Origin of the sequence: Ruegeria sp. HKCCSP351, from assembly GCF_017872535.1 — a bacterium.
Lineage (GTDB): Bacteria > Pseudomonadota > Alphaproteobacteria > Rhodobacterales > Rhodobacteraceae > Ruegeria.
Genome location: NZ_JAEDOV010000003.1, coordinates 75,000 through 95,905, shown reverse-complemented (window position 1 = coordinate 95,905; position 20,906 = coordinate 75,000). Strand labels below are relative to the sequence as shown.

General features: G+C 58.8%; 19 protein-coding genes. 12 read left to right on the top strand and 7 right to left on the bottom strand.

The features are described 5' to 3' along the window. The first annotated feature begins 6 nt into the window (after positions 1–6). The 3 genes from I9182_RS07575 to I9182_RS07565 are packed head-to-tail and all read left to right on the top strand — an operon-like array spanning position 7 to position 3,540. A complete protein-coding gene (locus I9182_RS07575; RefSeq protein WP_209597720.1) occupies positions 7–1,173 on the top strand; it encodes a M20 aminoacylase family protein in 1,167 nt (388 codons plus the stop codon). A gap of 15 nt (positions 1,174–1,188) precedes the next feature. Then, positions 1,189–2,352, top strand: coding sequence for a M20 aminoacylase family protein (locus tag I9182_RS07570; RefSeq protein ID WP_209597718.1), 1,164 nt, complete (start codon positions 1,189–1,191; stop codon positions 2,350–2,352). Positions 2,353–2,376: 24 nt separating this feature from the next. Beyond that, complete coding sequence (locus tag I9182_RS07565) at positions 2,377–3,540, top strand: M20 aminoacylase family protein (RefSeq protein WP_209597716.1); 1,164 nt, start codon at positions 2,377–2,379, stop codon at positions 3,538–3,540. A gap of 42 nt (positions 3,541–3,582) precedes the next feature. On the opposite strand, the gene I9182_RS07560 is transcribed toward I9182_RS07565, so the two are convergent. Then, the gene (locus I9182_RS07560; protein WP_209597714.1) at positions 3,583–4,905 is read right to left on the bottom strand and encodes a 3-deoxy-D-manno-octulosonic acid transferase; all 1,323 of its coding nucleotides are present in this window, start codon (positions 4,903–4,905) and stop codon (positions 3,583–3,585) included. A 3-nt stretch (positions 4,906–4,908) separates the two neighbouring features. Then, a complete protein-coding gene (gene moaA / locus I9182_RS07555) occupies positions 4,909–5,916 on the bottom strand; it encodes a GTP 3',8-cyclase MoaA (RefSeq protein ID WP_209597712.1) in 1,008 nt (335 codons plus the stop codon). A gap of 90 nt (positions 5,917–6,006) precedes the next feature. On the opposite strand from moaA, the gene I9182_RS07550 reads away from it, so the two are divergent. Next, positions 6,007–6,438: a hypothetical protein gene (locus I9182_RS07550; protein WP_209597710.1), complete on the top strand. Its 432-nt coding sequence runs from the start codon at positions 6,007–6,009 to the stop codon at positions 6,436–6,438. Here the strand turns inward: I9182_RS07550 and I9182_RS07545 are convergent. Genes I9182_RS07545 through glmU form a run of 4 tightly spaced genes read right to left on the bottom strand, consistent with a single transcriptional unit; the run spans position 6,426 to position 10,843 of the window. Next, a complete protein-coding gene (locus tag I9182_RS07545; RefSeq protein WP_209597709.1) occupies positions 6,426–7,112 on the bottom strand; it encodes a DNA alkylation repair protein in 687 nt (228 codons plus the stop codon). The genes I9182_RS07550 and I9182_RS07545 overlap by 13 nt on opposite strands. A gap of 5 nt (positions 7,113–7,117) precedes the next feature. Further along, entirely contained in the window at positions 7,118–7,660 is a 543-nt protein-coding gene (locus tag I9182_RS07540; protein WP_209597707.1) for a pyridoxamine 5'-phosphate oxidase family protein, read from the bottom strand. Between the two features lie 3 nt (positions 7,661–7,663). Next, complete coding sequence (gene glmS, locus I9182_RS07535) at positions 7,664–9,487, bottom strand: glutamine--fructose-6-phosphate transaminase (isomerizing) (protein WP_209597705.1); 1,824 nt, start codon at positions 9,485–9,487, stop codon at positions 7,664–7,666. 3 nt (positions 9,488–9,490) lie between these two features. Continuing rightward, entirely contained in the window at positions 9,491–10,843 is a 1,353-nt protein-coding gene (gene glmU, locus I9182_RS07530; protein WP_209597703.1) for a bifunctional UDP-N-acetylglucosamine diphosphorylase/glucosamine-1-phosphate N-acetyltransferase GlmU, read from the bottom strand. Between the two features lie 134 nt (positions 10,844–10,977). Between glmU and I9182_RS07525 the strand changes: the two genes are divergently transcribed. From I9182_RS07525 to I9182_RS07515, 3 genes are all read left to right on the top strand, one after another. After that, complete coding sequence (locus I9182_RS07525) at positions 10,978–11,649, top strand: HAD-IA family hydrolase (RefSeq protein WP_209597700.1); 672 nt, start codon at positions 10,978–10,980, stop codon at positions 11,647–11,649. A 39-nt stretch (positions 11,650–11,688) separates the two neighbouring features. Beyond that, positions 11,689–12,879, top strand: coding sequence for a DegT/DnrJ/EryC1/StrS family aminotransferase (locus I9182_RS07520; RefSeq protein WP_209597698.1), 1,191 nt, complete (start codon positions 11,689–11,691; stop codon positions 12,877–12,879). Between the two features lie 165 nt (positions 12,880–13,044). Continuing rightward, on the top strand, positions 13,045–14,208 hold the full coding sequence (locus I9182_RS07515) for an isovaleryl-CoA dehydrogenase (RefSeq protein WP_209597696.1): 1,164 nt from the start codon (positions 13,045–13,047) through the stop codon (positions 14,206–14,208). Positions 14,209–14,258: 50 nt separating this feature from the next. On the opposite strand, the gene I9182_RS07510 is transcribed toward I9182_RS07515, so the two are convergent. Then, the gene (locus I9182_RS07510) at positions 14,259–14,864 is read right to left on the bottom strand and encodes an OmpW family outer membrane protein (RefSeq protein ID WP_209504463.1); all 606 of its coding nucleotides are present in this window, start codon (positions 14,862–14,864) and stop codon (positions 14,259–14,261) included. Between the two features lie 136 nt (positions 14,865–15,000). Between I9182_RS07510 and I9182_RS07505 the strand changes: the two genes are divergently transcribed. The 5 genes from I9182_RS07505 to I9182_RS07485 are packed head-to-tail and all read left to right on the top strand — an operon-like array spanning position 15,001 to position 20,861. Further along, complete coding sequence (locus I9182_RS07505) at positions 15,001–16,524, top strand: AMP-binding protein (protein ID WP_209597694.1); 1,524 nt, start codon at positions 15,001–15,003, stop codon at positions 16,522–16,524. Then, on the top strand, positions 16,521–16,895 hold the full coding sequence (locus tag I9182_RS07500) for a hypothetical protein (protein ID WP_209597692.1): 375 nt from the start codon (positions 16,521–16,523) through the stop codon (positions 16,893–16,895). Before I9182_RS07505 ends, I9182_RS07500 begins: the two co-directional genes overlap by 4 nt. After that, on the top strand, positions 16,892–18,499 hold the full coding sequence (locus tag I9182_RS07495; protein ID WP_209597690.1) for a carboxyl transferase domain-containing protein: 1,608 nt from the start codon (positions 16,892–16,894) through the stop codon (positions 18,497–18,499). The genes I9182_RS07500 and I9182_RS07495 overlap by 4 nt, the downstream gene beginning before the upstream one ends. A 1-nt stretch (position 18,500) precedes the next feature. After that, complete coding sequence (locus I9182_RS07490) at positions 18,501–18,926, top strand: ASCH domain-containing protein (RefSeq protein ID WP_209597688.1); 426 nt, start codon at positions 18,501–18,503, stop codon at positions 18,924–18,926. A gap of 3 nt (positions 18,927–18,929) precedes the next feature. Continuing rightward, positions 18,930–20,861: an acetyl/propionyl/methylcrotonyl-CoA carboxylase subunit alpha gene (locus tag I9182_RS07485; protein ID WP_209597686.1), complete on the top strand. Its 1,932-nt coding sequence runs from the start codon at positions 18,930–18,932 to the stop codon at positions 20,859–20,861. The last annotated feature ends 45 nt before the right edge of the window (positions 20,862–20,906 follow it).

Below are 20,906 nucleotides of genomic sequence, written 5' to 3'. Positions count from 1 at the left end.
CTTGAGATGCCCGTAAAAAACAGACTTGCGGAAATGCATGGCGAGATCACCGAATGGCGCCGCCACCTGCACGCCCATCCTGAGCTGATGTATGACGTCCATGAAACTGCGGCCTTTGTTGCCGCCCGTCTGAAAGAGTTCGGAGTGGACGAGATCACACCGGGCGTTGGCAAAACGGGCGTTGTCGGGGTGATCAAAGGGCGCACGGATACGCAGGGGCGTGTCATCGGCCTGCGTGCAGACATGGACGCGCTTCCGATCGAGGAGGCGACAGAGCTGGACTATGCCTCGACCGTGTCGGGCAAGATGCACGCCTGCGGACATGACGGGCATACTTCGATGCTGCTTGGGGCCGCGCAGTACCTTTCCGAAACGCGCAATTTCGATGGCACCGTGGTTCTGATCTTCCAGCCTGCCGAGGAAGGCGGGGCCGGTGGTCTGGCCATGTGTCAGGACGGGTTGATGGACCGCTGGGGCATTCACGAGGTCTATGGCATGCACAACATGCCCGGTCTTCCGGTGGGCGAATTCGCAATTCGCCCCGGCGCGTTGCTGGCCTCGTCCGATGAGTTTGAAATCACCGTCACTGGCAAGGGCGGACACGCCGCTGCACCGCACGAGGCGGTGGATACAACGCTGGTGGCCTCGCATATCGTTGTTGCCTTGCAATCGGTGGTGTCCCGGACCGTTGACCCGATCAAGCGAGTTGTCCTCACCGTTGGTACGTTTGTGACTGACAGTGTTGCGTCGAACGTGATCGCTCATACGGTGCGTTTGCAGGGAACCGTGCGGACACTTGACCCCGAGTATCGTTCAATCGCCGAAGAACGCGTGCGCCGGATCGCCGAGGATACGGCCTCGGCTTTTGGCGCGAAGGCGGAGGTTACCTGGACACCCGGATACCCGGTGACAGTGAATTCCGAGGCTGAAACGGGCTATGCGGCCGAGGCGGCAGCTGCGGTTGCGGGCAAGGTCAACGACAGCACGGACCCGATCATGCCGTCCGAAGATTTTGCCTATATGCTTGAAGAACGCCCCGGTGCGTACATCTTTATCGGGAACGGGGATACGGCCATGTGCCACCACCCGCGATACAACTTTGACGACGACGCGATCCCCGCCGGTTGCAGCTGGTTTGCCGAGCTTGTGGAACGACGATTGCCTGTCGCATGAAACAGGGAGAATGACATGCCGATCAAGAACCGTCTCGCAGAGATGCATGATGAGATCACCGGTTGGCGGCGTGACATTCACCAACACCCGGAAATTCTGTACGACACCCACCGCACCAGTGCGCTGGTTGCAGATAAGCTGAACGAGTTTGGTTGCGACGAGGTCGTGACCGGCATCGGTCGTACCGGAGTCGTCGGCGTCATTCGCGGCAAAAACGACACGCGGGGCCGCGTGATTGGCTTGCGGGCCGATATGGATGCCCTGCCGATGCAGGAACAGACCGGGTTGGACTATGCCTCAGAAATACCGAATGCAATGCATGCCTGTGGACATGACGGGCATACGGCGATGGTCTTGGGGGCTGCCAAGTATCTGGCGGAAACCCGCAACTTTGATGGCACGGCAATCGTGATCTTTCAGCCTGCCGAAGAGGGTGGGAATGGTGCCGAGGCCATGTGCAAGGACGGTCTGATGGATCGGTTCGGCATTCAGGAAGTCTATGCGATGCACAATGTGCCGGGTGTTCCTACCGGGCAGTTTGCCATTCGTTCGGGCCCGTTGCTGGCAGCGGCGGACGAGTTTGACATCCATCTTGAAGGGCGCGGCGGCCACGCGGCAAAACCTCATCAGACGATTGATACAACGGTTATGCTGTCGCAACTGATCGTGGCGTTGCAGACGATTGTGTCGCGCAACGCGGACCCGATTTTGCAGGCCGTGCTGTCTGTGACCTCGGTTGAGACGTCCTCGAAAGCGTTCAACGTGATCCCGCAATCAGCGCGGATACGCGGCACCGTTCGGACCCATTCCAACGAGTTGCGCGACCTGATCGAACAACGGCTGAAGGAAGTCTCGGAAGGGACCGCTGCAACATTTGGCGGGTCTGTGAACGTTACCTATTCGCGGGGTGTTCCAGTGACGATCAATGCCGAAGCCCAGACGGGATATGCAGCAGAGGCTGCGGTGTCGGTTGGGGGCAGTTGCATTGAAGCGCCGATGGTGATGGGGGGCGAGGATTTCTCGTTCATGCTGGAAGAGAGGCCCGGTGCATTCATCGTCTTGGGCAACGGTGACAGTGCCGGACTGCACCACCCCGAATACAATTTCAATGACGAGATCATCCCCATTGGGTGCTCGTGGTTTGCGGAAATGGTCGAGCGCCGGATGCCGGCGGCGTGACCTGAATCAGGAGAGAGAAAAAACATGCCAGTCAAGAACCGCTTTGCCGAATTGCAGAATGAAATCACGGAATGGCGAAGGGATCTGCACGAAAATCCAGAGATCCTGTTTGAGACCCACCGCACCAGCGCGAAGGTGGCCGAGAAGCTGAAAGAGTTCGGATGCGATGAGGTTGTAACCGGTATCGGACGTACCGGCGTTGTGGGGGTGATCAAAGGCAAGTCGGACAGCAAGGGAAAGGTGATCGGCCTGCGCGCAGATATGGATGCTTTGCCGATACATGAGGCAACGGGGTTGGACTATGCCTCGAAAACACCGGGCGCGATGCATGCCTGTGGCCATGATGGGCACACCGCGATGCTGCTGGGGGCGGCAAAGTACCTGTCCGAAACCCGCAACTTTGACGGCACCGTTGTCGTGATCTTCCAACCTGCTGAGGAAGGTGGTGGCGGGGGCCGCGAAATGTGCGAAGACGGCATGATGGACCGCTGGAACATTCAGGAAGTCTACGGCATGCATAATTGGCCGGGACAGCCTGTCGGCAAGTTCGCAATCCGCCCGGGTTCGTTCTTTGCGGCGACCGACCAGTTCGACATCACCTTTGAAGGTCGCGGCGGACATGCCGCCAAGCCGCATGAGACTGTGGATACCACAGTTCTGGCGGCGCAGGCTGTCCTTACGTTGCAAACGATTTCTTCGCGCAATGCCGACCCGATCGATCAGGTCGTGGTTTCGGTGACGTCGTTCGAGACGTCATCAAAGGCTTTCAATGTGATCCCTCAGACCGTGCAGATCAAAGGCACCGTGCGCACCATGAGCAAGGGCATGCGGGATCTGGCTGAAAAGCGGATCAACGCGATTTGCAACGGTGTTGCGGCCACGTTTGGAGGAACCGCTGACGTGACCTATATTCGTGGATATCCGGTGATGGTGAACAGCAACGAGCAAACAGAGTTTGCGGCGGATGTGGCCCGGTCGGTGTCCGGTGATTGCGACGAGGCACCTTTGGTCATGGGGGGCGAAGATTTTGCCTTTATGCTGGAGGAACGTCCAGGCGCCTACATTCTTGTGGGCAACGGTGACACCGCAATGGTTCATCACCCGGAATACAATTTCAACGACGAAGCCATTCCGGCCGGATGCAGCTGGTGGGCGGAGATTGTCGAACAGCGGATGCCAGCCGCCTGATGGAGAGGGTGGGGGCGCTGCCCCCACGCCCCCGGGATATTTCTAGCCAGATGAAGCGGGATCCTTTGCGTGCAGATCAAGCACCGTACAGAGGGTTTCGACGACGGTATCCAAGGCGGTCGACTGTGTATTGACGCAGGATTGTGCAGCCGTTCTGGCGGCTTGAAGGGCATTCTGATCTGACAGCCAATGTGAAACGGCCTCAGAGAGGTCAGTGGATGTTTGGACCTCGACAGCGCCCTTGGCGTCGATCAGCGGGGCAAAGGTTTCTGCAAAGTTGAAAAACCCCGGGCCGGTGATCACTGCGGCCCCGGCCTGAGCCGGTTCAAATGGGTTGTGTCCGCCAATCTCTTTCAGTGATCCCCCAAGGAAAACGATCGGGCAAAGCGCGTACCAGGTTCCGGTTTCGCCCAGTGTGTCGGCAACATACACGCGCGTCGTATTTGTAATGGGTTCATTTTTTGACCGGAAGGACGCGTTGAGCCCGGCATTGTTCAGAAGGCCCGCGACCTCGCCGCGCCGTTCGGGGTGGCGTGGGATCAGGAGCAGCAGAAGGTCGGGCCAATGCTGCAATAATGCCTTGTGGGCTGTCAGAACGCTGTCTTCTTCTCCGGCATGGGTGGAACTGGCGATCCAGACCGGTCTGGCGGCTATTTGCGCGCGAATGTCGTCCAGCGTATTCTGGTCCACAGGCAGAGGGTCGGACATGGCCTTGAGGTTGGTACCCGGCTGCACGCGTTGTGCAGGGGCGCCCATGGCAATCAGGTTGGAAGCTGTTTTGTCGTTTTGCGTCAGGAACAGGCGAAATTTGTTCAGGATAAACCTCGCCGTTTTAGGGCGCTTTTTCCATCCGGCGACAGATTTGTCCGACAATCGTGCATTCAGCAGAGCCAGCGGAATGTCGCGCGCTGCGCTTTCGACAATCAGCCGCGGCCAGATCTCGCTTTCGACGAAGATCCCGGCATCGGGTTGCCAATGGTCCAGAAAGCGCCGGACCGGGCCGGCTGTGTCAAGCGGTGGGTACTGGTGCCGGGTGCGGAGCGGCAGGCGCTTTTCGATCAGGGCCGCTGAGGTTGGCGTGCCCGAGGTGATTAGAAACTCGACCCCGGGAAGGCGGGCGCTCAGCCGATTGATCAGAGTGAGGACCGACAGGCTTTCGCCGACACTGGCGGCGTGGAACCAGATCAACTGCCCTGCGGGGCGGGGCATACTGGCGTGGCCAAGACGCTCGTGCTGGCGGTCGGCTGCTACGCCGGCAGCCTCAAGTTTCTTTCGGACGGTTCTCCAGACCAGAGGTGCGGCCAGAGAGATCAGGGCGCAGTACAGATGGTACAGCGCTGTGGGGCGGTCTTTGTGATCCGGCATGTATCAGCCGCCTGTATGGCTCATATGGCGGCTCATCCGGCCATCGACTGACTGGCGGGAATAGTCGAAGTCGTGACCTTTTGGTTTCAGGTTGATCGCCGCGCGGATGGCATCTTCAAGCGGCTGTTCGGTGTCGGGGTAATCCCGCAATGCGCCGCGCAGATCCGCCATGTCCTCCTGCCCCAGACACATATAGAGTTCACCGGTGCAGGTTAGGCGCACGCGGTTGCAGCTTTCGCAGAAATTGTGAGACAGGGGCGTAATGAAGCCGATCTTCTGACCGGTTTCTTCCAGCCTGATATAGCGGGCCGGACCGCCAGTGCGTTCAGCCAGATCCGTGATCGAGTAATGGTTTTCGTACTCTTTGCGCACATCCTTGAGCGACCAGTACTGATCCAGTCGATCCTCGTTGCCGATATCGCCCATCGGCATGACCTCGATCCAGGTCAGGTCCATATCACGCTCGGCGCACCATTCGGTGATCTTGGGCAGTTCGGGTTCGTTGAATCCCTTGAGTGCAACAGCGTTGATCTTGATCCGCAGCCCTGCCTTTTTCGCCGCGTCGATGCCGTTCAGTACCTGTTTGAGGCGGCCCCAACGCGTGACTTTTGCAAATTTGTCGTCATCCAGCGTATCCAGGGAAACATTCACGCGGCGCACACCGGCGGCATAAAGATCTTCGGAAAAGCGATGCAACTGCGAACCGTTTGTCGTCAGCGTCAGCTCTTTCAACGCACCGCTGTCCAAGTGGCGGGTCATGGCGTTGAAGAAGGTCATGATATCACGACGAACCAAAGGCTCACCGCCGGTAATGCGCAGTTTCTCGACGCCCATTCTTACAAAGGCCGAGCACATGCGATCCAGCTCTTCCAGCGTAAGAAGGTCTTTCTTGGGCAGAAAGGTCATGTTTTCGGACATGCAGTAGACGCAACGAAAATCACAGCGGTCCGTGACGGAGACGCGGAGATACGTGATAGCGCGGGCAAACGGGTCGATGAGCGGAGCAGACATGCGACATAGGTAAAGCTGTAACCTGCCTGCGACAAGTGCGAACTGCGCTTTGCACTGGATCACACCCGCATGGGGTTGTAGTTTCCGGGCATGAAAAAGGCATTTGTTTTTCTATGCGTTGTTTTGACCGGGTGCGACACTGTCCGGGCAACGACGGAACGTGTGTTCGGGTCGGGGGACGAGGCGGCTGTGGCCGTATCGGATGTCGAAACTGCGCCAGTTGTCGCTGAGGAAGTTCTTCAGCCCGAGCCTGTTGCGGCACGCCCCAGTTGGGTCGGGGCCAAAACAACCATTGCCGGGCTTGGTGATCCGACCACACCAGGGCGCTGGATGCAGACGCCGCTGGTCGATAGCGAGGTAACGGCGCGGGTTGTTGTGCCCAGAACCGGCGCGCAGGCCTATATCACCCTGGTTCCTGCCGCAGGCCCGGAAAGTAGCGGCAGCCGCTTGTCGCTGGATGCCATGCGGGCCCTTCTGGTGCCATTAGACGAACTGGTCGAAGTCGCGGTCTATGCCGACTGACTTTTCAGGTATTTGGCTGCTTCGCGGCGGGCAAACGGTTTCATGTCATCACCGTGTTTGTCCAAAAACGCGATTACGCGTTCGGGGTCGTGTTTGGACAGTTCCCGCAGCCACCAGGCAATTGATTTCTGAATGAACCAGTCGCGGTCAGGGACATATCCGGCGGCCCAGCCGAGGATACGGTCGCGGCGTTGCAGGTCTTCGGGCTTGGGGTGGTTCTGTTTGGTCCAGGGCAGGGTTGCGACAAGTGCCGCGCGCCGGGTCCACATGTGATCGGACTGTGTCCACTTTTCGATGGCATTCAGCCTGTCGGGGTTGGCCATCAGTCGTTTTTGCATCGCCATGCAGGCATGATCGGCGACGGCCCAGGCGTCAAAATCCGGTAGCCAGCTTTGAAGCAGGTCCCAAACCTGATCGTCGGGCCTGATGCGGGCCTGGGTTAGAAGCTTGGCCGCGGCAAGGCGTCCTTCGTGGATATCGGTTTGCCACAGCGCATGGGCCAGCGCGACGCGTTTGTTCACATCCAGCTCTTGCCGCCATGCTTTGGTCAGATCGTTGAGAGCCGGATTGGCGACACCCAGACAGACGCGATCCGCCTTGTGATAACTGGCCATCTGACCCGCACGTTCCGGGTCGGCATGGGCTTTGATCTGATCAAGAAAAGGGGTCAGCATTGGGGTCAGACCGGAACGCCTGTTGGCTTGCCGTCAATCGTCTGGCTGTTTTTTTCGGCCCAATAAGACCGGATGTCGCCGTCCGTCTTGCCATCGACCCACTTCTGCATCGTGTCGCGGTCGGACTGGAATTCCATGAACGGCACTGCATACCCGCAAGAGGTCTGAACCATTTCAATCGTCTGGTCGTAGATCTGCCGGGCGCTGCGGTGGTTGGGGAAGAGATTGGCCAGTTCAGCCCAGCCCTCATCTCCGACGTGCAGAGTGCGGGCCGTTCCATATGTGCGCAGGATCAGTGGGCGCGTGGTGAAGGCGCACCACATCAGTGTCATCCTGTTGACCTGCAAAAGATGCCCCGCAGTTTCGTTGCCGCTGCCGGTCAGGTTCATCCAGACGATGCGGTTTGGTCCGACCACCCGCAGCGAGTCCATACCTTTGGGTGAGATATTGACCTTTCCCTCGGACCCGGCGGTGCCGACGAAGAACATATGCTGATCTTCGATGAACTTTTGATGCGCGTCATCAAGCCGGGGAAACTGCTTGGCCATAATTCACTCCACCGTTACCGACTTTGCCAAATTGCGCGGCTGATCCACATCCGTGCCCTTGGCCACCGCCGTGTGGTAGGCCAGCAACTGTGCGGGAACCGAATAGAGGATCGGCGCAAGACTGGTATGAATATGTGGCATCCGGATTGTGCTCCAGACGCCGTCTCCGGCCTCGTCAATTCCATCATCATCAGACACTAGGATCACTTTGCCTTTGCGCGCCATCACTTCCTGCATGTTTGACACGGTCTTGTCGAACACTGTGTCACGGGGTGCCATGACGACAACAGGCATATGCTTGTCGATCAGGGCGATGGGTCCGTGTTTCAACTCGCCCGATGCATACCCTTCGGCGTGTATATAGCTGATTTCCTTGAGCTTCAGCGCCCCTTCCATTGCCAGAGGATACATCAGGCCACGGCCCAGGAACAGAACGTCGCGCGCTTCGGACAGGCGTTGGGCTGCTTTGCGGATCGCCCGGTTCTGATCCAGTGCCGTGTTCAGCACGGTCGGTAACCCACGCAGCGCAGCGGTGTGATCGGCGATTTCCTCATCGGTCAGAGTGCCGCGGTCGGCCGCTGCCTTGAGCGCCAGCATCAGTAGAACACTTAGTTGACAGGTGAACGCTTTGGTCGAAGCCACACCGATTTCAACGCCAGCATGGATCGGCAGGGCGATATCGCTTTCCCGAGCAATCGAACTTTCGGGGACATTGACGACAGAAACGATCTTGTCCGCCTTGCCCTCGCAATAGCGCAGCGCGGCCAGGGTGTCAGCGGTTTCACCTGACTGGCTGACAAACAGCGCCAGTGTGCGACCCGTGATCGGTGGCTCGCGATAGCGGAACTCGCTGGCGATATCGACTTCCACCGGCATCTTTGCCAGTTGCTCGAACCAGTATTTCGCAGTCAGGCAGGCGTAAAACGCTGTACCGCAGGCGACCATGGTCAGACGGTCCAACTTGCTGAAATCCAGCTCGGCGTCGGGTAACACTACGCGATCACCGCCTGTGGGCAGGTAGGATCGGATGGCCTCGGCCACAACGATAGGTTGTTCAGCGATTTCCTTGGCCATGAAATGTTTATGTTCGCCCTTGTCGGCGCGCGCATGATCCAGCTTGATCTTGCGCTTTTCCCGGTTGGCCAGTTCACCGGCCTCGTTGCGGATTTCCAGTGATGTTCGGGTCAGAACCGCGCGATCACCTTCCTCGAGATAGGTGATCTGGTTGGTCAGTGGCGCAAGGGCAATGGCGTCCGAACCCACATACATCTCACCATCCCCGTGGCCGATGGCCAGGGGTGATCCTTTGCGGGCGGCTATAATCAGGTCGTCCTCACCATCGAACAGGAACGCAAGGGCGAAGGCACCTTCCAATTTGTCGATGGTCTTAAAGGCGGCCTCGACCGGGGACAAGCCTGTGTTGAGGTGATGTTCCGTCATCAGCGCGACGGTTTCCGTGTCGGTTTCGGTTTTGAAGGCGACACCGTGTTTGGCCAGTTCGGCCCTCAGTTCGCGGTAGTTTTCGACAATTCCGTTGTGAACCACGGCCACCGGGCCAGCTTTGTGGGGGTGCGCGTTGTTGACGGAAGGCGCACCATGCGTGGCCCAGCGGGTGTGACCAATGCCGGATTTTCCCGGCAGCGGATCATGCACCAACAGATCGCTGAGGTTGACCAGTTTGCCGACCGCACGCCGACGACCCAGGACACCGTCATTAACGGTTGCAATCCCGGCACTGTCATAGCCGCGATATTCCAGCCGTTTCAGGGCTTCTACCAGAATAGGGGCCGCTTCATGCTTCCCCAAGACACCTACAATTCCACACATATCTCAGGCCTCGTTATCGCGGCGAGCCTTCTTCGCCTTCAACATATCAAACAGTTTTCGCGCGTAGCCGGGTTTGTTTTCCTGCTTGGCGCGCGCCACGGCCAAAGCCTCGGGCAGTACGTCTTTGGTCACCACGGTGCCTGTCGCTGTCATTGCGCCATCGCCCACCGTGACCGGGGCCACGAGCATGGTGTTGGAGCCGATAAAGACATTCGCACCAATGGTGGTTTTGTGCTTCATCACGCCATCATAGTTGCAGGTGATTGTTCCCGCGCCGATATTCGTCGCAGCACCCACTGATGCGTCCCCGATATAACTGAGGTGGTTGACCTTCGCGCCTTCGGCGATTTCGGCATTCTTGATTTCAACGAAATTGCCGATCCGCGTGTTTTCGGCCAATTCTGCGCCCGGACGCAGCCGCGCGTAGGGGCCGACGACGGCACCGCGACTGACATGGCACCCTTCCAAGTGGGAGAAAGCCCGGATGGTCGCGCCGCTTTCGACCGTCACTCCGGGGCCGAAAACCACGTTGGGTTCGATTACTGTGTCACGACCAATCACAGTGTCTGCAGCCAGGTATACCGTTTCCGGTGCCATCAATGTGACACCCATATCCAGCAGTTCTGCCCGCGCGCGTGCCTGAAATACGGCGTCGGCGGCGGCCAGATCTGCGCGTGAGTTCACGCCCAGCGTCTGGGCCTCGTCACAGGCGACGGCGGTTACGTTCAGACCGCGGTTGCGGGCGATCTCAACTACGTCTGTCAGATAGTATTCGCCTGAGGCATTGTTGTTTTCAACGGCGTCAATCAGCGAAAAAAGCAACCGGGCATCACAAGCCAAAAGGCCCGAGTTGCAAAATGTTATGGCGAGCTCTTCATCTGATGCGTCTTTGAATTCGACAATGCGTTCCAACGTGTCGCCGTTCATGACCAACCGGCCGTAACGGGCCGGATCAGCCGCTTCGAACCCAAGGATAACCAGGTCATTTCGGGATCGAGCCTCGACCATACGTTCCAGCGTGTCGGGTTGTAAAAACGGGGTGTCGCCGTAAAGAACCACGATATCACCGTCGAACCCGTCCAGTGCCGTCCGGGCCTGACCGACCGCGTGGGCTGTACCCAACTGTTCTTCCTGAACGGCTATCCGGGCATCTTCGTCTTCGTCCTGAGCAACCTTTGCCACAGCCTCGGACCCGTGGCCGGTGACGATCACCGTACGTTCGGGCGAAAGAACAGACCCGGCGCGCATCGCGTGAACAAGCATCGGAGCCTGAGCGATGGGATGCAGGACTTTGGGAAGATCCGAATTCATCCTGGTGCCTTTTCCGGCGGCAAGGATGACAAGGGCAATGGTCATGAAATCGTTTTCTCTTTGTGTTTTGTTGCCGACCGTTTTATCCGCTGGGGGCAAAGGCGCAAGCTGTTCGGCCATCAAACAAGATTGCCGATTGAAACAGGACACGGCGAAAACCTGCCGAAACAGGAGGCTACATGCGGACCGTCATCTTCGATCTGGACGGAACATTGGCGGATACATCGGGTGATTTGCTGGCTGCGGCGAACCATTGTTTCCGCGATATGGGGCATGGTGATGTGCTGGTCCATGGGCAGGATGCAGGCATCGCGTTGCGCGGCGGGCGCATGATGTTAACCCAAGGGCTGAAACGCGTTGGAGCTTACGACGAGGACACCGTTCAGACCTATTATCCTGTTCTGCTTGAGGCTTACGCGCAGGATATCGACACCCACACAAGCTTCTATCCGGGAGCGTTACAAGCCGTCGAGATGCTGAGTAACGCGGGCTACGGTGTCGGCATTTGCACCAACAAGCCGGAACATCTGGCCGAATTGTTACTAACGCGCATGGGAGTGCGGGATCGTTTTGCCTCGTTGGTCGGTGCGGATACGCTGCCGGTGCGCAAACCGGACCCGGCCCCTCTGCGCGAGGCTGCGCGCCGTGCCGGTGGCGACCCGGCCTGTTGCGTGCTGATCGGCGACTCGGATACTGACCGCAATACCGCCCGGGCGGCAGGGGTCCCATCGGTTTTGGTGACTTTCGGACCGTCAGGGGAGGACATGGCAGCGCTGAAGCCCGAAGCGCTGCTGCATCATTTTGATGACTTGCCCGATCTTGTGCCTGATCTGATCGGTGCGGCAGCCTGAAACCTTGACCGGAACCTGTCGGAGAGCCAGAAAAAGACCATGACGGAAACATTCACTGGTAATTTCACGCAGCAGGAACCCCTTCCAGACGACGCAATCGAGGCAGCGCTGGCTGTTCTGCGTCACGGGCGGCTGCATCGCTATAACGTGGTCCCCGGTGAGTTGGGGGAAACGGCGCTGTTGGAGCAGGAGTTTGCGGCACAGATGGGGGCCAAGTATTGCTTGGCGGTTTCCTCTGGCGGTTATGCGCTTGCCACCGCGTTGCGGGCCGTCGGTGTGCAGCCGGGCGACCCGGTTCTGACCAACGCGTTCACTCTGGCCCCGGTGCCGGGATCAATTGCCTCGGTCGGGGCGCGGGCGATCTTTGTCGGCGTCACCGAAAACCTGACCATCGATCTGGAGGATCTTGAGGGCAAATTGGATCAGGCCCGTGTCCTGATGCTTAGCCATATGCGCGGGCATCTGTGTGACATGGATCGTCTGATGCAGATGTGTGACGCGGCAGGCGTTATCGTGATCGAGGATTGCGCACACACGATGGGCGCGGCTTGGCGTGGTCAGTTGTCGGGGCGGCAGGGGGCAATCGGGTGTTATTCCTGCCAGACCTATAAGCACGTAAACTCGGGCGAGGGCGGTTTGCTGGTTACTGATGACGCGGAACTGGCGGCTAAGGCTACAATGCTGTCGGGGTCATACATGCTGTATGAACGCCATCTGGCAGCGCCGGGACCTGAAGTGTTCGAGCGGATAAAGTACACCACACCCAATGTGTCCGGTCGCATGGACAATTTGCGCGCCGCTATCCTGCGCCCTCAGTTGCGGGAATTGGACCGGCAGGTGGAACGGTGGAACGAGCGCTATAGCGAGATCGAAACCGGGCTGCGTGGCACTCCGGGCCTGACGATTGTCGAGCGCCCCGAAGAGGAAACCTATGTCGGGTCTTCGATCCAGTTTCTGCTGTTGGATTGGTCGCCTGAGCAGATTGCTGACGTTATCGGTCGCTGCGCCGCGCGAGGGGTCGAGATCAAGTGGTTTGGCGGGGCTGAGCCAACAGGGTTCACGTCGCGCTATGACAGCTGGAGATATTTCGAAAGCGAACGGATGCCGGTAAGTGATCGTGTTCTGGCGGGCATCATGGATATGCGTGTACCGCTGACCTTTTCACTGGAGGATTGCCGAATGATCGCACGCATCATTCGGGCCGAAGTGGGCGCAGTTTATCAATCCTAGCCAAACACAGTGCGCTTTCTGCGCACGTTCGACCCTTGAGAGCGCCGCCCCGTCCGGGGCGGCGTTTTGTGTTTTGGTCCGGGCTTTCACAAAGATTGACCGGAGACAGATTCGCTGTTAGAGATTTATTGAACACTTGTTCATTAATGCGGAGGGAGGACACAGATGTTCATGGCCACGATGAAATTTGATCTGGGTGAGGATGTGAACGCCCTGCGCGAGATGGTACATCGGTGGGCGCAGGAGCGCGTCAAGCCGATGGCGGCTGAGATTGATGCCAAGAACAGCTTTCCGAATGAACTGTGGAAAGAAATGGGAGAGCTTGGTCTTTTGGGTGTCACCGTGCCAGAAGAATACGGTGGTGCGGGCATGTCCTATTTGGCGCATACAATTGCTGTCGAAGAGGTCGCGCGCGCTTCGGCCTCGGTTTCGCTGTCTTATGGGGCGCATTCCAACCTGTGTGTGAACCAGATCAAACTGAACGGTACGCAAGAGCAGAAACAGAAATACCTGCCGCGCCTGGTCTCGGGCGAACATGTGGGGGCGCTGGCCATGTCGGAACCTTCGGCCGGATCGGATGTGGTGTCGATGAAGCTGCGGGCGGAAAAGCGCAACGATCATTACCGCCTGAACGGCAACAAGTACTGGATCACAAACGGGCCGGACGCGGATACACTGGTGGTTTATGCCAAGACGGACCCCGATGCCGGATCGAAGGGTATTACCGCATTTCTGATTGAAAAAGAGATGAAGGGTTTTTCGACCTCACCCCATTTCGACAAGTTGGGGATGCGCGGGTCGAACACGGCTGAACTGATCTTTGAAGATGTCGAAGTGCCGTTCGAGAACGTACTGGGTGAAGAGGGCAAGGGTGTAGCCGTGCTCATGTCAGGTCTGGATTATGAGCGCGTGGTTCTGGCCGGGATCGGCACCGGCATCATGGCCGCCTGTCTGGATGAGGTGATGCCGTATCTGGCCGAGCGCAAGCAATTCGGCAAACCGATTGGCAGCTTCCAACTGATGCAGGGCAAGATTGCCGACATGTATACCGCGATGAACTCGGCCCGGGCCTATGTCTATGAGGTGGCTAAGGCTTGCGATCGTGGAGACGTAACCCGGCAGGATGCGGCGGCGTGCTGTCTTTATGCATCCGAACAGGCGATGGTTCAGGCGCATCAGGCGGTTCAGGCGCTGGGCGGGGCGGGCTTCCTGTCGGATGCGCCGGTCAGCCGGATTTTCCGGGATGCCAAGCTGATGGAGATCGGCGCAGGCACCAGCGAGATTCGCCGGATGCTGATCGGTCGGGAAATGATGAACGAAATGCGCTGAATGAAGACGCCCCGCAGACGAGGTTACAGCGGGGCGTTTCGATCAAAGGATCAGAAGCGATGAACGTAGGAAATACCGACCAGCCAGGGGTCGATGTTTGCAGTGCCAATATCGGCTCCGTTCAGCGTGACGTCCGAGTCGATGTCGAACCAGCGCACATTCAGACGGACCGCACCTTTGTCGGTGATCATGTAGTCGAGACCGGCTTGCAGCGAAACGCCGAAGGAATCATCTACCTTGAGGTTGCCAAGGGCAGATTGCTCGTCAAAGAAGATGGTATAGTTCAGACCGGCGCCGACATAGGGCTTCCAGGCGCTATTGGTTGGGAAGTGATAGTTCAGCGACAAGGTGGGCGGCAGATGCTTGACGCTGCCAGCGTCCACGCTTCCGCCCAAGGTGACGTTATGTTTGAACGGGGTCGCGGCCAGCAGCTCGATCCCCAGATTGTCCTGGATGAAATACTCGGCGGTGAAGATCGGGCGCGTATCCGAGTCGATATCGGCGCTAAGGCCGGCCAGTGTTCCGTTGTTGGATTTCGGGTCCAGGTAACCCACACCGATACCGAGCGTCCAATCCCCCTGAGATTGGGCAAACGCTGGTGCAGCCAGGGCCACCAACGCGGTGGAAAGGGTCAATGCGGCGAGTTTCTTGGTCATTGTCTTGCCTTTGGTTCTGTTGATGACCTTGGTGTTGCAGGGATTGGGACTGCCCACTCTGATCTGCATCAATTTAACGTGAAGGAATTGTGTGGGGCTGAATTGGGAAGTGCAGGAAATATAAGGAAAATTCGCCGTGCTAACCGCTGAGCGCATACCGGGTTTGCGCCCGGATGGAGGCTGGGATCTGCCGGACAGGCTGAACATGGCGCAGCGGTGCCTGCGGCATGCGGGGGACCGGGTCGCGCTGATCGATTTGACCGGACCGGACCCGCAGCACATCAGCTTTGCGCAGCTGTCGCAAATGACAGACGGAATAGCCCGCGCATTATTGCGCCATGTGCAGCCCGGTGATCGCGTCGGAGTGTTGCTGAGCCAGTCGCCATGGTGCGCGGCGGCCCATCTGGCGATCTGGAAGATCGGGGCGGTGTCGGTCCCTTTGTTCAAACTGTTCAAGCAGGACGCGCTGCGGTCGCGGGTCAGTGACGCAGGTGCCGGGATTGTACTGACCGACGCCAAAGGGGCTGATCTGTTGGGTGATCTGGCCACGCCCTTGATTGCATCGGAAATTGGCGAGGAAGATCACACCGTAGAATTCGCCGCGACCGGCCCTGACGATCCTGCCGTATTGATCTACACCTCTGGTACAACCGGCAGCCCGAAAGGCGCACTGCACGGGCACCGGGTCCTGACCGGTCATTTGCCAGGTGTTTCGATCAGCCATAATCACTTGCGCGAAGGTGACTGTCTTTGGACCCCGGCGGATTGGGCGTGGATCGGCGGGTTGTTCGACGTGCTGATGCCGGGCCTTGCGCTGGGCATTCCCGTTGTTGCCGCGCGGCTTGAGAAATTCACTCCCGAGTCCTGCGCTGACATCATCGCGCGTGGCGGGGTGCGCAACGTCTTTTTCCCACCAACGGCGCTGCGAATGCTCAAGGCGGCAGATCAGGTGATCCCCGGTCTGCGCTCGGTCGCATCCGGGGGTGAGCCGCTGGGGGCTGAAATGCTGGCATGGGGTCAGAAGGCGTTCGGCCTGACGATCAACGAGTTTTACGGCCAGACCGAATGCAACATGGTCGTATCATCCTGCGCCGAAGATTTCCCTGTGCGCCCCGGCTGTATCGGTAAACCGGTGCCGGGGCATGAGGTTGCGGTGATTGATGAGGACGGCAACCCGACCGGCGAAGAGGGCGACGTGGCCATCCGGCGCGGCTCGGCCTCGATGCTGCTGGAATACTGGAACCGCCCCGAAGCGACCGCAGACAAGTTTCGCGGCGATTGGCTGATCACCGGTGATCGCGGTGTATGGGAGGGCGACTATCTGTGCTTTGTCGGTCGGGATGATGACGTGATTACCTCCGCCGGGTATCGCATTGGCCCAGCTGAGATCGAGGATTGCCTGCTGACCCACCCGGCGGTGGCGACGGTAGGCGTGGTCGGAAAACCTGACCCGCTGAGGACCGAGATCGTGAAGGCCTATGTGGTGTTGAAGACGGGGGCCGAGGCGGCGGAACAGGAGTTGCAGGACTGGGTCAAAGAACGTCTGGCGCATTATTCGTATCCGCGCGAGGTGGCGTTTCTGGACGAGTTGCCGATGACGGTGACCGGGAAGGTAATCCGGAAGGAATTGAAAGCGCGGGCGGCGGGGGAATTGAAATGAATAAGATTCTGCGGCGTCTGTCAGGGTTAAAGTGCCCTAAATGTGGGGTGCCGCAGCCCTTAAGTGTTTTGAACACTATGGTTGGCAGTGAGGAGTACGTGCCAGCTGTAAGGCGTGGTAACTGCGAAGCTTGGCTGCGCGTTAAGTCCAAGAATGGGGTTTTTCATTTCTTACTATTGCTTTTTCTGATGACGCTGCCTTTGCCATTCTTGGCACTGGATGAGATTAGTATCAATTTGAACAACCCTGAAGGGCTGTTCAATTGGCCCCTCTCATCTTCTGCAAAGAGCGTAATCTTCTACATAATTTACTTCGCAGTGGTGGTCTTGCCCATAAGTAATCGGGCATTGAAGTTGGATATCTACAAATGAAACTCACATCCAAAGCCATGCCCGGCTCCGAGGGCTTCAAGACAAACCGCGCCGCTCATCTCGATGCGCTGGCGCAAATCTCTACTGCTGCCGAAGCAGCCCGTATGGGGGGCGGTGAGAAATCCCGCGCGCGGCATGAATCCCGAGGAAAGATGCTCCCCCGACGACGGGTGGCGAACCTGCTGGACCCGGGGTCTCCGTTTCTGGAAATCGGGGCGACAGCGGCGCATGGGATGTATGGCGATGCAGCACCTTGTGCCGGGGTGATTGCGGGGATTGGCCGGGTGCAGGGGCGCGAGGTCATGGTGGTGTGTAACGATGCCACCGTGAAGGGCGGCACCTATTATCCGATGACCGTCAAGAAGCACCTGCGCGCGCAGGAGATTGCCGAGGAAAACCATCTGCCCTGCATCTATCTGGTCGACAGCGGCGGCGCGAACCTGCCCAATCAGGATGAGGTGTTCCCCGACCGCGACCACTTTGGGCGTATCTTCTACAATCAGGCGCGGATGAGCGCGAAGGGTATCCCTCAGATTGCCGTGGTGATGGGATCATGCACGGCGGGTGGGGCATATGTACCTGCGATGTCCGATGTGACGATCATCGTAAAGGAACAGGGCACGATCTTTCTGGCAGGGCCACCATTGGTCAAAGCTGCGACGGGTGAGGTTGTCAGCGCCGAGGATCTGGGTGGCGGCGATGTGCATACGCGCCTGTCGGGTGTGGCAGATTATCTGGCCGAGGATGACGCACATGCGCTGGCATTGGCGCGGCGGGCTGTCGGGTCATTGGGGGGTGCCGGGCTGAAGCCCGGCCTACGGTTCGAAGCACCCGAGGAGCCAGCTTATGATCCGGAGGAAATTCTGGGAGTCGTTCCCGCCGACCTGCGCACGCCCTATGACATCCGTGAAGTGATTGCACGGCTGGTCGATGGGTCACGGTTTGATGAGTTCAAACCCCGGTTTGGCGAGACACTGGTGACCGGTTTTGCCCATGTCAAAGGCTGCCCGGTCGGGATCATTGCCAACAATGGCGTGCTGTTCTCGGAGGCCGCGCAAAAGGGCGCGCATTTCGTTGAGCTGTGTTCGCAGCGCAAAACGCCCCTGGTCTTCTTGCAGAACATCACCGGCTTCATGGTCGGCCGCAAATACGAGAACGAGGGGATCGCCCGCCACGGCGCCAAGATGGTGACGGCAGTTGCAACGACGAGCGTTCCCAAGATCACGATGCTGGTGGGCGGCTCGTTCGGGGCCGGGAACTATGGCATGGCTGGACGCGCCTATCAGCCGCGGTTCCTGTGGACATGGCCGAATTCGCGGATTTCGGTGATGGGGGGCGAGCAGGCAGCTGGTGTTCTGGCCACCGTCAGGCGCGATGGGATCGAACGACAGGGCGGCACCTGGTCGGCCGAGGAAGAGGCCGAGTTCAAACGTCCGACGTTGGAGATGTTCGAAGAGCAATCGCACCCGCTTTATGCCTCGGCCCGTCTGTGGGATGACGGCATCATCGACCCGCGCAAAAGTCGCGATGTGCTCGCCTTGTCTCTGAGCGCCGCACTGAACGCCCCGATAGAGGAGACACGTTTCGGCGTGTTCAGGATGTAAGATGAACATTTCATTGAATGACGTCATGGCACGCTACCCGGGTGCCCAGACTTTCAAGTTTGGTGACAATGCCCGGCTGAGTGCTGAGCTTCTGGCATTAGTAAGATCAGGGCGGAAAACGGCAACCTGCGGTGCGTTGCGTGACTATCCCGAAGGTTGCCCTAACACTCCTGTGGTCGGGCGGAGAGATATTGCGCTGGAATGGGACGACCGTCCGGCCTTGGTGATCGAAACGGTCGAGGTCTCGACCTGCCGATACTGCGACGTAACCGAAGATTTCGCGTTGGCAGAAGGCGAAAATGAAACGCTTGAGGGATGGAGAGAGGGGCATCGCCAGTATTTCGAACGCAATGGCGGATTTGATCCCGAGATGGAGCTGCTGTGCGAACGATTTCGCCTTGTCGAAGATCTGGCGGTTGAGGGGTAAGCTATGTTCAACAAAATCCTGATTGCCAACCGGGGCGAGATTGCTTGCCGGGTTATGGAAACCGCTCAGAAGATGGGCGTGTCCTGTGTGGCTGTCTATTCCGATGCGGACGCGGCGGCCAAGCATGTGCAGATGGCGGATGAGGCCATTCGTATCGGCGGTCCCGCGCCAGCGGAAAGCTATCTGAAGGGCGATGTGATTATTCAGGCTGCGCTGGATACCGGCGCGCAGGCGATTCATCCCGGCTATGGCTTCCTGTCAGAGAACCCCGATTTTGTCGACGCGGTCGAGGCCGCGGGTTTGACCTTTATCGGCCCATCAGCGGATGCGATCCGCAAGATGGGTCTCAAGGATGCGGCCAAGGTGTTGATGGAACAGGCTGGCGTGCCTGTGGTGCCCGGCTACCATGGCGACAATCAGGATCCCGAACACCTGGCAGGTGCGGCTGATGCGATTGGGTATCCGGTGCTGATCAAGGCCGTTGCAGGCGGTGGCGGTAAAGGTATGCGTCTGGTCGAACGCCCCGAGGATTTCCGTTCCGCATTGGACAGCGCACGGGGCGAAGCCAGAACCGCTTTTGGCAATGACGCTGTGCTGGTAGAGAAATTCGTGGCCAAACCCCGCCATATCGAAGTGCAGGTATTTGGTGACGGTACCCATGCGGTGCATCTGTTCGAACGCGATTGCTCGTTGCAACGCCGCCATCAGAAAGTGATCGAAGAGGCACCAGCCCCGGGAATGACAACTGAGATGCGCGAGGCTATGGGTCAGGCGGGTGTGCGCGCCGCCGAGGCGATCGGGTATAAGGGCGCAGGCACGGTTGAATTCATTGTCGATGCCTCAGACGGGCTGCGCCCCGACAGATTCTGGTTCATGGAGATGAACACGCGCCTACAGGTGGAACATCCGGTAACAGAGGCCATCACCGGCGTCGATCTGGTGGAATGGCAGTTGCGCGTTGCAGCAGGAGAGAGCCTTCCCAGGCAACAGGATGATCTGTCGATCTCGGGTCACGCATTCGAGGCCCGGCTTTATGCCGAGGATGTACCAAAAGGGTTCTTGCCGGCGACAGGTACATTGACCCATCTGGTTTTCCCGGCCAATTGCCGCGCGGATAGTGGTGTTCGCACAGGTGACACGATCAGCCCGTGGTATGACCCGATGATCGCCAAGGTAGTGGTGCATGGATCGACGCGTGCCATTGCACTTGAGACGTTGAGCCGGGTGCTGCGGGAGACCGAAGTGGCGGGCACCGTTACGAATCTCGCCTTTCTGGGCATGCTGACCCGCCATGATGGATTTGCCTCGGGCGATGTGGATACGGGCCTGATCGGGCGCGATCTTGACGGGTTGGTGCAGGAAGCGCCGACGTCTGCCATAACCGCTGTTGCGGCCGCGATGACCGCACTGGATTTGGTTGATGTCACGCCTGACACCGGGTTTTCGCTCTGGGCTCCGTTGCATCGGGCGGTGCAGCTGTCCGATCAGGGAGAGATTCTTGATCTTGACGTGCAGGTCGATGGTCCGGATCGCCAGCTTTGGCAGCTGGGCGAACACCGTGTCGTGGCCGAGCGGATCTCGGGGCGGTGGGCGCTGAGCGGCGCACCGATGCCCCGGGTGGCTGCCAGCGGAACAACTGTGACCGTATTTACCGACTACGGTCACAGTTTCGACGTTATCGATCCGCTGGACCGGGACGCTAGCGCGACGGGTGACACCAATGTGATCGAAGCGCCGATGCCGGGTCTGGTCAAGGCAGTCTTTGCCACTGCGGGGCAGACCGTTCAGGAAGGCGACCGTTTGGCCATTCTCGAAGCGATGAAAATGGAGCATTCGTTGCTGGCCGCGCGCGATGGTGTGGTGGCCGAGGTGCTGGTCGAAGATGGCGCGCAGGTCGAGGCTGGGGCAGCTTTGGTGCGTTTGGAAGAAGAGTGATCTGTACCCGCGCGGCTTGACGTGCCACGGTCGCGCTATCCGTAT